The organism is Thermogutta hypogea, from assembly GCF_055386265.1.
This window is the reverse complement of the sequence record NZ_AP042425.1, coordinates 4,384,833-4,399,651: the sequence shown is the minus strand read 5'-3', so window position 1 is coordinate 4,399,651 and position 14,819 is coordinate 4,384,833. Positions and strand designations below refer to the sequence as shown.

Here is a 14,819-nt window from a genome sequence, read left to right as displayed (position 1 = left end):
GGAACCGACACCCTGGGAGATCGCCGATGAAAACGCGCTGCATCTTCGCCCTGATGGCCTTGGTTGGAATCGTCGCGCCCGGCACGAACGCCGCGCCCTCCGACGGCGACCGCCGCCCCCCGAATATCGTTTTCATCCTGGCCGACGACTTGGGTTACGGCGACGTCGGTTGTTACGGATGCCCGGATATCCGCACGCCGGCCATAGATCGCTTGGCGCGTGAGGGGGTGCGTTTCACGTCGTTCTACTCCAATGGGCCGGAGTGTACGCCCACGCGGACCGCTCTCATGACCGGCCGCTATCAGCAGCGAGCGCCCGGCATGGAGTGTGCCATCGGCTTGGGAAACGTGGGCCGCTACGACGACGCGGAGCGTCTAGCGTCCGTCGGGAGGTTGGGCTTGCCGCCCGAGCAAAACATCTTGGCGGCGGGGTTGAGCGAGGCGGGCTATGCCACCTTTGCCTGCGGCAAATGGCACCTGGGGTACGATGCCCCGTTCTCGCCCCGCAGGCACGGATTCGACCGTTATTTCGGACCGCTGGGCGGGGCCGTGGACTATTTCTACCACTGCGAACCGGACGGAACCGCGATGCTTTACGAGGACGACCGCCCGATCTCACGGGAGGGTTACCTTACGGACCTGATCACGGAAACGGCCAAGGATTGGGTCCGCGACCGGCCGCCGGGTCGCCCCTTTTTCTTGTACGTGGCTTATACTGCCCCGCATACGCCGATTCAATCGCCGGGCCCCAAACCGCCCGCCCGCTGCACCGAAGAGGTGTGGAACCTCGGCGATCGCCCAACTTACGCCGCGATGGTGGAAAGCATGGATCGCGGCATCGAAGAGCTGCTCGACGTTCTACGACAAGAACAATTGGAGCAAGACACGCTGGTCATCTTCTGTAGCGACAACGGTGCCACAAAACTGGGGCGCAATGCCCCTTACTCCGGCACCAAGGGCGGACTGTTCGAAGGAGGCATCCGCGTTCCCTGCGTGGTGCGGTGGCCGGAGGTCCTGCCTCCAAGCTCCGTCACCGAGCAGCCTGCCCTGACGATGGATTTGACCCGCTCCATCCTCCGCGCGGCGGGAGTCCCCCCGTCGAAGCTCGAGGAACTGGACGGCATCGATATCCTGCGACTGATCGAGGACAAGGCTCCCTTCCGGCATCGCACCTTATTCTGGCGCCAGCGGCGGGGAACGCTGACGTGGCGGGCCGTGCGCGACGGAGCACTCAAGTACATCGAGCGAGAAGATGACGCTCAACGCGTCGAATACCTCTTCGACTTGCAGGACGATCCGCAAGAATCCCGCAATCTGCGGGCAGACCGACCGGACGAAGCCGCCCGGCTCCACGTCTTGCTGCGCCGATGGGAGCAAGACGTGACCAATCCCCAATAAAACGGACTACCCGGCCGAAACATCCCATCCGACCATTGGGGATTTATTGCCATGCAACCCGCACCGGTTCACGTTGGCGGACCGGCAATCGCGAGAGAGAGCACGTGCCCGCAGAATGCGTACCCGTTTTGGAAAACGCGACAACGCCGTGCTCGGCGGTAGTTCAGGCTTCGGTGGCTACCCCGCGAAAACATGCTTTCTCGCCGAAAGCCTGTTACGACTTCGGGGATTGTGGGACTTCCGAGGAATAAGCGAGCCGTTCCCAGGCGGGAAAAATACCGGAGGTGGGAGTTGAACCCACACCCCCCGAAGGGGACTGGATTTTGAGTCCAGCGCGTCTGCCATTCCGCCACTCCGGCAAGGCAACACGGCCGGCGACCTGGACATGACTTGCGATGATGCTCGCAAGCGGAATCCTACCGACCACCCTGCCCGACACCTAAATTAGTATGTCTTCCAATCGCCCCCCACGCAAGACACCCTTGCTCGTCGGGAATCGTCCGCATCGCTCCCACATCGGTCGGCTGCCGGAAGTTACCGAGGGGTTACGAACACGCCCGAAAAGACGTTCCCGCGGCACGTGCGAAATACTCGCAGTCTTTCCTCGGCCCAAAAGCCCTTTCACGATTCTTCGGCGCGGCGGCGAGCCTTCCGAGTGTGACGCGAACCGGTGCAACGAGAACTTGCCGCCGGTCAGATCAGCTCCTCCGCGAATTCCTTGTTCAAAGCCTCCGCGGCGCGGCGTCCCTCGTTGCCCTGCACCACCACGTTCAGCCGGACTTCGCTGGTGCTGATCATTTCGGCATTGACGTCGGCATCGGCCAGGGCGCGGAAGGTGCGCGACGCCACGCTGACATGGCTCTTCAAACCGGTACCGGAAACCGAGAGCTTGGCGACGCGAGGTTCGCCCGTCGGCGCACCGGCGCCGATTTCGCGGCTGAATCGCTGGGCGGTCTCCAAAGCGGCTTCGTAACAGGCTTCAGGCATCGTGAAGCTCATGGCCGCCTTGCCGTCGCGGCCCACGCTTTGCACGATCATGTCCACGTTGACTCCCGCCTGGGAGACCTGTTGGAACAACCGAGCGGCCAAACCCGGCCGATCCGGAATATCCGCGATGGTGACGCGGCCTTGCGTCTCGTCCAAGGTGATCGATTCGATCACCAGATCCTCCATTCCGTGCAGTCGCCCGATGATCCGCTCGCGATCGTTCTTGCCGTTGAGGGCCGGGGCCGATTCCTCCTCGACGGGAGGCGGGGCTTGATCCAGAGCGAAGGCCGCATGAGCGGTCCGGAGCGATTCCACGCCGTGCCCGCGATCCACCAGCACGGAAATCTTGATCTCGCTGGTGGTGATCATGAGGATGTTGATGTCCTTTTCCGCGAGGGCGAAGAAGAGCCGCTCGGCGACTCCCGCCTGGCGTGCCATTCCCAATCCGACCACGGAGGTCTTCGCGACGTTTTCGTCGTAGCTCACGCCCTCGACGCCGAGCTGATTGCCGACCTCTTCGACGATGCGGAGGGCGGCGGGAAGCTCTTCCTGGAACACGGTGAATGAGATGTCGGCGCGGCCACGCGTGGCCACGTTCTGTACGATCATATCCATGGGGATATTCCGCGCGGCCAGGCGGGTAAAGATCGCGGCGGCGGCGCCGGGGCGGTCGGGAACGCCGCGGACGGTGAGCCGGGCTTCCTTCTGGATCAACGCCGCTCCGCAAACGGGCACGGCGCGGCTTTCCGGCAACCACGAGATCACCGTCCCCTCGCTGTCGCTGAAGCTGCTGCGGACATGAACGGGGACGGAGAATCGCTTGGCGAACTCGATCGAGCGGTTGTGCATCACGCCCGCCCCCGCCGTCGCCAACTCCAGCATCTCGTCATAGCTGATGCGATTCATGCGGCGGGCCTCGGGGACCAAACGCGGATCGGTCGTGTACACGCCGTCCACGTCGGTGTAGATTTCGCACTGCTCCGCGCGGAGCGCCGCCGCCAAAGCCACGGCCGTAGTGTCGCTCCCTCCCCGCCCCAACGTCGTGATGTCCGCCGCGTCGCTGACGCCCTGAAAGCCGGCGGCGATTACGATGCAGCCGTCGTCCAGCGCCTGCCGAATGCGGTCCGTCGAGATCGAGCGGATCCGGGCCTTGGTGTGGATGGCGTCCGTGTGGATTCCCAACTGGCCGCCCGTAAAGCTGATCGCCTTGTGCCCCATGGCGTGAATCGCCATGGCCATCAGGGCCACGCTGACCTGCTCGCCGGTGGAGAGGAGCATATCCATTTCGCGGGCGGGCGGATCGCTGGTGATCTGCCGCGCCAAGTCCACGAGATGATCCGTGGTGTGGCCCATCGCGCTGACCACCATCACCACCTGCCGACCTTGCCGCTGGGCAAGAATCGCCCGCCGGGCCGCAGCCATGATCTTTTCCGCGTCGGCTACGCTCGTGCCGCCGAATTTTTGTACCAAGATTCCCATTGTGAAGCCCTTGACTGCCTTGTATTCCGGAGATTTCGTGTTCGTTTCCTCGCCCGTAGAATCGAGGACAGATTCGAAGTCCGTTTCGCCGCCTGCCTTGAGGGCCGCGACGAATCGGCAGATCTGCGCGGCGGTGCGGTCACCCGACGTGAAACCGACCTTCTTCCAACGGCGCCTTCGTGATCGACGATTCGCACGTCAACTCGGCGCGGTGTCCTCCAAGGATTGCTTGCCCAAAAAGTAGCCCATCAATCGCCAGCCGGGTTCGAAAACCGGCCCGGCGGCCGCAGCGACCTCGTCATAACTGGGAACCCCGCTCGGCGCCAGACCGGTCCCCGCCATGGCGAAAGGCACGAGGCCGTGGCTGTGGGTCTTCGTTCGCAGCGGCGTGGGATGATCGGGCGACACCATGATACGGAATTCGCCCAGCTCGCGAACGGCCTCCCAAAGCGGTCCCACGATATGGCGGTCGATTTGCTCCAAGGCCTGGACTTTCTCCCGTACCTGTCCCTGATGCGAAGCCTCGTCGGTGGCCTCCACATGGACGCAGACCAGGTCGTACCGGCGCAAGGCCTCGACGGCGTAGCGCCCCTTCGCCGCATAGTCGGTATCCAAATACCCCGTGGCTCCCGGGACCTCGATGCGATCCCACCCGAACAGGCAGGCCAGTCCGCGGAGGAGATCGACGGCCGTGATCATGGCCCCCCGTACGCCGTAGCACTGGGCGAAGGACGGCAATTGCGGTGCGCCGCCCAGCCCCCAAAGCCAAATGTTCGTGGCCGGCAACTTGCCCGCCGTTTCCCGCGCCCGGTTGACCGGATGGCTCGCCAATATCGCCGCGGCGGCGTTCATCCACGCCGTCAGAAGCTCGCTCCCGGGGCCCCGGGGAAAGTCGTCCAGGACGGAGCGATCCATGAGGTCGTGGGGGGGCGTCGTTTCGGTATGGGCGCTGAAGGGGGCCGGTTCACCTTCCCCACGATAGATCACCAAATTGCGATAGCTGACGCCGGCGTAAAAACGCAGCCGTTCCGATCCCAATTCGGCTTGCAGCGCGGCGATCAGTTGCCGAGCCTCTTCGCTGGTGATATGGCCGGCCGTGAAGTCCGCCATGATTCGGTCGCGGATCGTCACCAGATTGCAGCGGATGGCCCAATCCTGCGGTCCCAGGGCGATTCCCTGCGCCGCCGCTTCCAAGGGCGCTCGGCCCGTGTAGTAGCGGATCGGGTCGTAGCCCAACAGGCTGAGGTTGGCGGTGTCGGACCCGGGCGGCAAGGCCGTGGGGACGTGATTGGCCAGCCCGCAAATGCCCGCTGCGGCTACGGCGTCCATGTGGGGCGTTCGGGCGGCTTGCAAGGGCGTCTTCCCACCCAGCTCGGCCTGCGGCTCGTCGGCACAGCCGTCCGGAATGACGATGACGAACTTCATCGAATCGGGTCCTTGTCTGGTCCGTAAGGGGACGCCCCACCGCTTCGCCGTCAGCCTCGCACCCGCATGCGCACACTCCCCGGCCGCACTGCCTCCAAGCGGTCGATCGCCTCCATGGCCTGTCGCATGGCGCCCTCGCGGGCCTCGTGCGTCATGATGACCAGGGGTACCGGCCCCCCGTCTTCCTCCTCCGCCTCATGCTGAATGACCGACGCGATGGAGATTTGGTTCTTGCCCAAAATGCCGGCGATTTCCGCCAGCACACCGGGACGATCTTGCACATGGAAGCGAAGGTAGAAACGGCTGGCGATACTTTGGGCGTCTTGCAGGACGGGGGCGTCGCCGTCCCGTTCCCAAAGCCGTAGGTTGCGGAACGTGATCGCGGCCCGCCCCACCGCCGTGTCGATGATGTCGGCGGTCACGGCGGAGGCGGTCGGCATCTGCCCCGCTCCCAGCCCATGGAAAAATACCCGCCCCACGGCGTCGCCCACCACGCGGACGGCGTTGAAAGCGCCGCGGACTTCGGCCAAGGGCGTGCCGCGGCGAACCAAGGTCGGCGAAACGTGCAACTGGAGGCCCTGTTCCGTTCGTTCGGCGACGGCCAGCAGCTTGATGCTATAGCCCAATTCGCGGGCATAGCGCATGTCCGCCGCCTGCACGGTCTCGATGCCGACGCGGGGAATGTCGCGCCACGAGACCTGCGAGGCGAAGGCCAGCCGGGCCAGGATCGCCAGCTTCTGCGCGGCGTCGCTGCCGTTCACGTCCATGGCCGGGTTGGCCTCCGCGTATCCGAGCCGTTGGGCTTCGGCCAGCGCGGCCGAGTATTCCTGCCCCTTTTCCTCCATCTCCGTCAGGATGAAGTTGCTGGTGCCGTTGAGAATGGCGTGAATGCTGGTGATTTCGTTGGCGGTCAGGCATTGGGAAATCGCCGCGATGATGGGGATGCCGCCCGCCACCGCCGCCTCGAAGGCGATCGACCGTCCGTGCCTTCGCGCCAATTCGAACAATTCCGGGCCGTGCTCCGCCAACAGCGCCTTATTGGCCGTCACGACGTCTTTGCCGTTTTCGAGCAAGGCGGCCACCAACGTCCGAGCCGGTTCCACGCCGCCGATCAACTCGACCACGATGCGGATGTCCGGATCGCGGATCAAGCCTTCCACGTCATCCGAAAGCAACTCGCGGGGAACGGCGACGTTCCGCGGCCGGGAGAGGTCCTTATCGACGATCCGCGCCAACTCCAGGGAGCAACCGGCTCGACGACGGATCCGCTCGCGCTGTTCCAACAGCAACCGCGCCGTGCCCGAACCGATCGTACCGAACCCGAGAATCCCAACCTTGATGGACTGCATGGCATGCCTCGCAGGAGGCGGCCCGGGCGAGGCCGAAATGCCCCCTGATTGACCAGCGGGGAGATGAAAATCGTGACGTCGCGGCGAGCGAACGCGCTGCCAAAGCGCACTTCGCCCCTGCATAACGCGGTAAAGACTTCATCCTATGCCAGTGGTTTGACGAGCGTCAAGACGGTATGATTGGAGAGTTTCGGTCCGCCGGTAATCCACCGGGGCTGCTCAGCGGCCGGTCGGACCTTCCGGCTCCCCAGGCCGGGCGCCGGTCATCTTCGAAGGAAATGCCTCGATACACGGAGAGTCGCTCATGGAATCGGTCGCGTTCGATTTTCTGACCAAGCTATTGGAAACCCCCAGTCCCTCGGGCTACGAAACGCCGGGCCAAGACGTCGTCCGCGCCCATGCGCGGTCGTTCGCCGAGCAAGTCCGCACCGACGTTCACGGCAACGTCATCGCCGTGCGGAACGCCGCGTCTCCTTTTCGCGTCCTGCTGGCCGGCCATTGCGACCAAATCGGCTTGATCGTTCAATACATCGACGATAACGGCTTCATCTTCTTTCAGTCCATCGGCGGCTGGGACCCCATCAACCTGGTCGGCCAGCGAGCCGTGATCTGGACGGCTTCGGGGCCTGTGGCGGGCGTCATCGGCCGCAAGCCCATCCATCTGTTGACCGAGGAAGAACGCAAAGCCGTACCCAAACTCAAGGACCTCTGGATCGACATCGGGGCGGCCAACAAGGCGGAAGCCGCGGAAAAGGTTCGCATCGGCGATAGCGTCACCATCGAATTGGCCTACCGTACGCTGCTCAACCGGCGGATCATCTCCTCCGGCCTGGACGACAAGGCGGGCGCGTGGACCGTGATCGAAGCCCTGCGACGGGTTCGGCCCGAGAAGCTTCGCGCGGCGGCTTACTCCGTCTCCACGGTCCAAGAGGAATTGGGCCTCCGCGGTGCTCGGACCAGCGCCTTCGGAATCGATCCCCACGTGGGCATCGCCGTGGACGTGACCTTCGCCACCGATTGCCCGACTTTGGAGAAAAAGGAAGAAGGCGACATCGCCATCGGCAAGGGACCGGTCATCTATCGCGGTCCCAATATGAACCCCAAGGTGGTCGAACGCCTAATTCAGGCCGCGGAAAGCAACAACATCCCCTATCAGCTGGCGGCGGCGGGCAAGGCCACCGGCACCGACGCCAATGCGATTCAGGTCAATCGCGCGGGCGTGGCCACGGGATTGGTCAGCATCCCCAACCGCTACATGCACAGCCCCGTGGAGTTGGTGAGCCTGGAAGATATGGATCACGCCGCCGACCTGCTCGCCCGGTTCCTGGAAACCCTCAGCCCCGACGACGATTTCACGCCGTGAGGCGAAGCGGTTCGAAAATCCTCGAGCGACGCGCCGGACCGCCCTCCTCCGCTCGCACCGAGAGGCCGACGCGGACGGGAGCCGGCTCCGACAGCGGCCGCGACGGATCCGGCCCTTCCGGGGACTATCACGGCAGGTACTGAATGCGACCCAACACCTCCTCTTGCGTCCAGTCGCCTTCGTGGGCGAGGGGCAAGAGGAGGTAGGCCGCCTTATCCGAACAGCAATCCAGGATGATCTGATATTCATTGGGCACGGCGTATCCTTGCGGAGCCGGCTCGTGCCCGTTGATCAGCAGGTTGGCACGCATAAGACGGCAAAACGTCCGCGCGTTCTCTTTGCGGTAATCGCGTCCCCACACCAGCCGAAACACCGCCCCGTGCTCCAGAAATTCAACAGGATCGATGGGCCGGTCGAAGACCGAGCCATCGAAGCCGTTTCGGTCCACGGCCTCGGGAACGCTATGGGTCAACAAGACGCCGCCCGGTAAACGGAGTCCCAACGGGCAACTTTGGAGAAACGGGATGTAGGCCTGGCGCACCTTGTCGGCAGCGGGGCCGTAGGCGTGTTGCAACCCGAGCCGAAAAAGGAGATTCAGCATCTGCCGGTTCTTTTGAATGGGGTAGTCCGTGACCTCCGCCAATTCGTGATTTCCTAGCAGAAAATGCACACGATCGGGAAATTGCGCTTTGAGTTTCGCAACGTCTTCCAGCACGGTGTGCGACATGCAGCCGCCGTTTTCGGGGTAAGTCGGCCCGCCGTGGCAGACTTCCTGAATCACAAGGTGCCGCCGCGGATGCTTGTCCAGCGCGGCCAAACGCCGGATGGCGTTGAAGTTCTTGCGATGCCCGTGCAGATCGCCCGTGATCATGATTTCATCGCCGTCGGCCGGCGTGAGAACGACGAGGTTCCCCTTTCGCAAATCGCATTCGGTATTGGCCTCAGTAGCCTTTCGGCACGTCGCTAGGATCCGTTCGATGTATTCGAAGGACGCCACCATGTCGAGCTCCCCGGCGAAACGTTCGCCTCTGCACTGACGAATCCTGGGAGGGCTTCTTCAAGAGTTCCATTATCGCCGGGGCATCCGGCGGGGGGAATAGGCGGCGGAGAGGGGATCGCGGGCCGTTCTCGACCGAAAACCGCGCGGCCGACGCTCGGCGCGGCGGCTTACCGTTCCAAAAGGGGCGTCCTTCGTATGGGAAGGCGTTGCGTCGCGTTCGCTTGTCCGACCATCGGCAATGAGATGCCCTACGGCGGACGTTTGCGGAACACGCTCAAGAAAACGGGTGAGGCCCGACTTGCCATCCTGCAAATCGAGCCTCCGTTCCGTGGTTTGACTGTTGCACGCTCAGCCGCCGGTCCGGCACGTGTCCCGGCCCGATCTCAAGCGGCTTGAGCACCCTTGCGGCGCACTGACCGCCGCCGCAGACCCATCCAAACGGCGAGCGCTCCGCCGCCGCTTGCCAGGCCCACCAACGACAGCGGTTCGGGCACGGCTTCCACGCTGTAGCCCAGCCGAGTCAGCAGGATGTCGTCATCAATACTATTCTGAGGATTGTAGAGACCGCTGGCCATGACGTACTTGATGTCCGGGAGGGCAAGCGAAATCGTGGCGGTAAACACCTCTTGGTTCGTGGGAATGCCTACCGGAACGGTGGCAATCGGGACCCCGAACGAATTGAAGGCCGTCAGGAACCCCTGCTCGTCATCCAGCGGGCCGCCCGAAAAGTCGTTTCGATAAAAATCCATCGAGACGAACGAGACGGGCGAGTCGAAATCGGCCCGCAAAACAACCCACTTTTGCCGCCAAGCCGGCTTGTCGGTGATCACATTACTGTTTTCGGTCTTCCAGCCGAAGAAGTGCATCGAGGAGGGGTAGTGCCCCTTGTCGTCGGCCATGGCAAACACCGTGGGAGTGAACGGCACCGCTTGGGCGGTTGCGCCTTGGAGAGCGCGAAGCGTTACGAAGGGCGGCGTGATGGCATCTCCCAGATTGTAATCGTTCGGATCGACCCAAACGATTCCCGCCACGGCTTGGGTGTTGCAAGCCAACATGCCGGCCGCCACCACCGCCAAACTCAACAAGCCTCGATGAACCAGTTGCTTTCTCATGTTGCCGACGCTTTCTTTTGCCAAAGTCCCAACACCCTCTTCTCTCTCACCTTCCGACAGCGGCATACTGGACAACGCCACGCTTCTGTGAATTGTAATTATGGGAAATATGGGAATCAACAGTGGAGCACACAGTTTCGGTAATTTATATGCGTAACGCCGTGTGATTGTAACAAGCCATTGCCTATTGGCCTTATTCCCCGCCAGCCACAGAGCCGGCCATTGCCCATCAGCACTTACCGGGAAAGTCGGTGCATGGAAAGAGTACGCTGCAAACTGTATGCCAATAACAAAGGCTTCGCTTTTTTCAATTTTTCCAAGCTAGTGTAACATCATGCTATCGAAAAATGCCGGTCTCGTTTGCAATTCCGGAAGTCAGACGCGTTGCTCTATACTCCGAGGCAACACCTACCATTTTTTGCCACCTTACCTGTGTGCCGCATTTTGATGCAATTGAATCATTCCGCTACACCCGATCAAGGGAATGGAAAGCCTCGCAACGCCCAGCCGTGGGCTCAGACCAAGGCTAACACTCCAAGGATTCCGCTCACGACGGGAGATGACATCCGGCGTAGCGGCGTTTGCCATGGGTGGGCTGCGCCTCGGAGCTTAGCTTATGCCGTTGCCAATACCCGGGCCAGATATCGGGCCGTGTGATTGTCCGGTAATTGGGCGACCTGCTCGGGCGTTCCCTCCGCCACGATGCGGCCGCCATTCATGCCGCCTTCCGGGCCCAAGTCGATGATCCAGTCCGCGGACTTGATGACATCCAGCTGGTGCTCGACCACGATCACGGAGTTCCCGCGACCGACCAGGCGATTCAGAACGTCCAGCACGCGCTGGATATCCTGAAAGTGCAGCCCGGTGGTCGGTTCGTCCAGCAGGTACAGCGTATGGCCTCCCTCGCTCCGCCCCAGCTCGGCGGCCAACTTGATCCGCTGGGCTTCGCCGCCGGACAGAGTGGTGGAAGGCTGACCAAGCTTGAGATAGCCCAATCCGACATCGCATAGTCCGGCCAGCAGCCTCGCTATGACGGGAAAGTTCGTGAAGAAATCGAGGGCTTCACCGGCCGACATTTCGAGCACCTGGGCGATGTTTTTTCCCCGATAGCGGACCTCCAGCGTCGGCCGATTGAATCGCGTCCCCTCGCAAACCGGACACGGGACGAAGATGTCGGGCAGAAAGTCCATTTCCACCTTTTTACGGCCCTGTCCTTCGCAGGCCTCGCACCGCCCGCCCGGCACGTTGAAACTGAAACGGGCCGCGGTGAAACCGAAGCGACGGGCCTCGCGCGTCTGCGCGAAGACCTTGCGAATCTCGTCGAAAATGCCGCAATAGGTCGCCGCATTGCTCCGCGCGCTGCGGCCGATCGGCGTCTGGTCGATTTCCACCACTCGATCCACCAGATCGGCCCCGGAGAGTCTACGGTAGCCGGCGTTTTGCACGGGCAAATGTTGGAGGGCCTGCCGCAAGGCCGGGGCCAGCGTCTCGCTGAGGAGCGAGCTTTTTCCCGACCCGCTGACACCCGTCACGCACACCAACACGCCCAGTGGGAAGACGGCCGTCACATCTTGGAGATTGTTCGTCGTCACACCTTCCAGCACGATGGCGCGGGAGGGGCAAATCGGGCGCCGCTTCCGGGGAGTGGGAATCGTGCTCCTGCCCGAAAGATAGCGACCCGTCGGCGAATCCTCGATCCGTAGGATGTCCGGCAGCGTGCCTTGGGCCACCAGGCGTCCGCCGTCTTCGCCCGCCCCCGGACCGATGTCGATGATCCAGTCGGCGGACCGGATCAAGGCTTCGTCGTGCTCCACCACCAACACGGTGTTGCCGCGATCGCGGAGGCAGCGGAGGGCGGCGATCAGGCGGTCGTTATCGCGGGGATGCAGTCCCACCGAAGGCTCATCCAGGATGTAGCAAACGCCTGTCAGAACGGCCCCCATCCCGGCGGCCAGTTTTGCCCGTTGGAGCTCGCCCCCGCTCAAGGTGTCGACCGGACGGTTCAGGGCCACGTAGGTCAAACCGACTTCCGCCAGGAAACCCAATCTCGCCAGCAACTCGTCGAGGATCGGCTCGGCCACCGCCTTTTGGACGGCGGTCCATTCCAGCCCGGCCAAAAAGTCGGCCGCCCGATCCGGCGTCAGACAGGTGACGTCGTGGATTGTTTTCTCACCCAAGAAGACGGACCGCCCAAGCGGTCCCAACCGAGCGCCCTTGCATTCCGGGCACGTCACCCGGCTGCGGTACCGGGACCATGCCTTACGGGTGCGGGCGTCATCCAGCATCTCGTAATGCAGTTCCAAGAGGGGCAGGATTCCGACAAAGCGGGCGCTCGCCCGGCGGCGGGCCGGTTTCGGCTTGCCGTCCGCCGGCGCGCCGGAGCCGTTGTCGCCGTGGATCAAGATCTGCCGGATCGGTTCCGGGACGTCCGCCAGCGGCGTCGACCAATCGAAGCCGCCTTGCCGCATCAACTGTTGCAGTTTGCTGCGATGGTGCTTCAGTTCGGTCTTGGCGTCCTCCCAAACGCGCACGGCCCCGGTTCCCAGCCCGCGCGAGAAGTCCAGCACCAACTCGGCCGCAAAGCGATCCGTGTATCCGAAGCCTTGGCACGTCCAGCATGCGCCGTGCGCACTGTGAAAACTGAACGTCCGCGGCTCGGGATCGGGATAACCGGTGCCGCACCGGCCGCAGTACCGGTGCCGGCTGAAGACCCGGTCGATCCATCGTCTGCGTCCGTCCGCCACGGTCTGCTCGAGCGCCACGCGGATCAGCCCGTTCCCGTGTTTGAAGGCCTGACGCAACGATTCCGCCAGCCGATCTTCGATTCCCGGGCGAAGTATGATCCGGTCGATCACGGCTTCAATCGTGTGGGGCTTCGCCGCGTCCAGCGCGGTCACTTCGTCCAGATCCACGATTTCGCCGTCGATGCGGGCGCGCAGGAACCCCAGCTTTCGGATGCGGGCCAGGATCGTGCGGTGGGCCCCCTTCTCCCCTTGGACCAAGGGCGCCAACAACACCGCCTTGGTTCCCTCCGGCTGCTGCATCAGCTCCGACAGGACTTGCTCGGAAGTCTGCTTCACCACCGGCTCACCGCACTCGGGGCACCGCATCGTTCCCAGCCGCGCGTAGAGCAACCGCAATAGATCGTACACCTCCGTCAAGGCGGCCACGGTCGCCCGAGGATTGGGCGCGTCCGTCCGTTGATCGACGCAAATGGCGGGCGGGAGGCCGTCGATCCAATCCGCGTCGGGGCGATCCATCATGGGCAACAGGCGGCGCGCGGAGACGGACAACGTCTCCAAATACTGCCGCTGCGACTCCGCGTAAAGGGTGTCGAAGGCCAGCGAACTCTTTCCGGAACCGCTCGGTCCGGTAATCGCCACGATGCGATCTCGCGGGATATCGGCGTCCAAGTCGCGAAGATTGTGCACCCGCACGCCCCGGACGCGAATCACCTCGGCAGCGAGCGCCGCGCCCCCTTCCGCGGAAAGCACGCCGGTCATGGCCATCGATCCCCTTTCGAACGCGACCCTGTTTTCGCGAAAGCGCCGCCCGATGAAACGACCTCAGAAAAGCAGCATCGTGAGCTTACGGCGGTATTCCTCCGTCAACGGATGATCGTTGCCCAGGACGTTGAAGACGCGGAGCATCAACGCGCGGGCGGATTCGCGGAGGTCGCCGCGGTCTCGAGCCACCACGTGCAGGGCGTGTTCCAGGGCTGCGGCATAGTCGTGCCGGGCGGCCTCGATCTCCGCCAGCGCCAACGCGGCCGCAAAATCATGGGGATCGGCCCGCAGACGGGCTTGCAACTCCGCCGGGTCCCCCTGCGTCCGCACCGCCTCTTGCAGACGAATCTCGGACAGCATACGCTCACAGGCCTCGTCCGCTCCGCCCATTTCCGCCAGCTCCTCCAGCAGCGGCTCGGCTTCCTTCAGCCGCCCCGAGGCGAAGAGCAACTCGGCCAGGACGCGGCGTGCGGCCTTGCTGTTTGGGTACTCGGCCAAGATTGCCCGCACGGCCGCCTCGGCGGCCGCCGGATCCTCCGCCGCCAGCGCTCGGGCGGCTTCGCTCCGTGTCTCGTCCTCCGCCGGCAAGATTCCCTCCAGCCATGCCCGAAGCTGCGATTCCGGCATCGCCCCCGTGAACTGATCGACGGGGCGTCCGTCGCGCACGGCGAAGACGGCCGGGATTCCCTGCACTCCGAAAGCGGCGGCCAAACTCGGCTCCCGGTCCGTGTTGACCTTGGCCAGCACGAATGCGCCGTTCTTTTCTCGCGCGAGCTTTTCCAGGATCGGCCCGAGCATCCGGCACGGACCGCACCAAGGGGCCCAAAAGTCCACTACGACGGGCACCTGCTTCGATCGCTCCAGCACGTCGGTTTGAAAACGCGCGACATCGGTTTCGATAATCCAGGGCGATTGTTCGGGCATCGTATTCCTTTCCTATGCCGAGGGAAGGAGCGAGACGGTTCAGCGCTGCGGGCGGTGAGCAACGCGGATCATCTTTTTCCGCATTATACCCCGAAGTCGCCGTAGTCCGGGTTTACCTGCACGGGCGTGCACGGTCGCCTTCATACAGGCGTGGAGTGCGTCGCCCGCCTTCCCCGTGCACGAAAAAAGAGATGTATCCCCCGCTGAAACGGATGCGTACAATGGGGGTTGACGCGAAATACGGGAATCGCCGGAACCGGAGACGCGGGAGACTTTT

At 63.5% G+C, this 14,819-nt stretch carries 9 protein-coding genes and 1 tRNA gene; 2 read left to right on the top strand and 8 right to left on the bottom strand.

All coding sequences use genetic code 11. The annotated features are described in order from the left end of the window. Positions 1–26 precede the first annotated feature (26 nt). A complete protein-coding gene (locus ACZ5B4_RS15815; RefSeq protein WP_464912197.1) occupies positions 27–1,397 on the top strand; it encodes a sulfatase-like hydrolase/transferase in 1,371 nt (456 codons plus the stop codon). Positions 1,398–1,673: 276 nt separating this feature from the next. On the opposite strand, the gene ACZ5B4_RS15810 is transcribed toward ACZ5B4_RS15815, so the two are convergent. The 4 genes from ACZ5B4_RS15810 to ACZ5B4_RS15795 form a co-directional block, all read right to left on the bottom strand. Then, positions 1,674–1,756 (bottom strand) — tRNA-Leu (locus tag ACZ5B4_RS15810). Between the two features lie 334 nt (positions 1,757–2,090). Beyond that, positions 2,091–3,863, bottom strand: a complete 1,773-nt coding sequence (locus ACZ5B4_RS15805; protein ID WP_464912196.1) for an aspartate kinase — start codon at positions 3,861–3,863, stop codon at positions 2,091–2,093. Between the two features lie 198 nt (positions 3,864–4,061). Beyond that, a complete protein-coding gene (locus ACZ5B4_RS15800) occupies positions 4,062–5,288 on the bottom strand; it encodes a cofactor-independent phosphoglycerate mutase (protein WP_464912195.1) in 1,227 nt (408 codons plus the stop codon). 50 nt (positions 5,289–5,338) lie between these two features. After that, positions 5,339–6,637 carry a homoserine dehydrogenase gene (locus ACZ5B4_RS15795; protein WP_464912194.1) on the bottom strand — a complete coding sequence of 433 codons (1,299 nt, stop codon included), beginning with the start codon at positions 6,635–6,637 and terminating at the stop codon, positions 5,339–5,341. Between the two features lie 304 nt (positions 6,638–6,941). On the opposite strand from ACZ5B4_RS15795, the gene ACZ5B4_RS15790 reads away from it, so the two are divergent. Next, complete coding sequence (locus ACZ5B4_RS15790; protein ID WP_464912193.1) at positions 6,942–8,000, top strand: M42 family metallopeptidase; 1,059 nt, start codon at positions 6,942–6,944, stop codon at positions 7,998–8,000. Positions 8,001–8,127: 127 nt separating this feature from the next. Here ACZ5B4_RS15790 and ACZ5B4_RS15785 read toward each other — a convergent pair whose 3' ends face one another. From ACZ5B4_RS15785 to trxA, 4 genes are all read right to left on the bottom strand, one after another. Next, positions 8,128–9,000: a metallophosphoesterase gene (locus ACZ5B4_RS15785; RefSeq protein ID WP_464912192.1), complete on the bottom strand. Its 873-nt coding sequence runs from the start codon at positions 8,998–9,000 to the stop codon at positions 8,128–8,130. Positions 9,001–9,383: 383 nt separating this feature from the next. Beyond that, positions 9,384–10,112 (bottom strand): PEP-CTERM sorting domain-containing protein, encoded by a 729-nt coding sequence (locus tag ACZ5B4_RS15780; protein WP_464912191.1) that lies wholly within the window; start codon positions 10,110–10,112, stop codon positions 9,384–9,386. Between the two features lie 614 nt (positions 10,113–10,726). Continuing rightward, on the bottom strand, positions 10,727–13,621 hold the full coding sequence (uvrA, locus tag ACZ5B4_RS15775) for an excinuclease ABC subunit UvrA (protein WP_464912190.1): 2,895 nt from the start codon (positions 13,619–13,621) through the stop codon (positions 10,727–10,729). Between the two features lie 57 nt (positions 13,622–13,678). Next, positions 13,679–14,542: a thioredoxin gene (trxA, locus tag ACZ5B4_RS15770; protein ID WP_464912189.1), complete on the bottom strand. Its 864-nt coding sequence runs from the start codon at positions 14,540–14,542 to the stop codon at positions 13,679–13,681. Positions 14,543–14,819 lie beyond the last annotated feature (277 nt).

What these genes read in the sequence shown, in the direction of transcription:
- ACZ5B4_RS15815 (WP_464912197.1), top strand. Translation starts at nt 27, where the DNA reads ATGAAAACGCGCTGCATCTTCGCCCTGATGGCCTTGGTTGGAATCGTC.
- ACZ5B4_RS15805 (WP_464912196.1), bottom strand. Translation starts at nt 3,863, where the DNA reads ATGGGAATCTTGGTACAAAAATTCGGCGGCACGAGCGTAGCCGACGCG.
- ACZ5B4_RS15800 (WP_464912195.1), bottom strand. Translation starts at nt 5,288, where the DNA reads ATGAAGTTCGTCATCGTCATTCCGGACGGCTGTGCCGACGAGCCGCAG.
- ACZ5B4_RS15795 (WP_464912194.1), bottom strand. Translation starts at nt 6,637, where the DNA reads ATGCAGTCCATCAAGGTTGGGATTCTCGGGTTCGGTACGATCGGTTCG.
- ACZ5B4_RS15790 (WP_464912193.1), top strand. Translation starts at nt 6,942, where the DNA reads ATGGAATCGGTCGCGTTCGATTTTCTGACCAAGCTATTGGAAACCCCC.
- ACZ5B4_RS15785 (WP_464912192.1), bottom strand. Translation starts at nt 9,000, where the DNA reads ATGGTGGCGTCCTTCGAATACATCGAACGGATCCTAGCGACGTGCCGA.
- ACZ5B4_RS15780 (WP_464912191.1), bottom strand. Translation starts at nt 10,112, where the DNA reads ATGAGAAAGCAACTGGTTCATCGAGGCTTGTTGAGTTTGGCGGTGGTG.
- uvrA (WP_464912190.1), bottom strand. Translation starts at nt 13,621, where the DNA reads ATGGCCATGACCGGCGTGCTTTCCGCGGAAGGGGGCGCGGCGCTCGCT.
- trxA (WP_464912189.1), bottom strand. Translation starts at nt 14,542, where the DNA reads ATGCCCGAACAATCGCCCTGGATTATCGAAACCGATGTCGCGCGTTTT.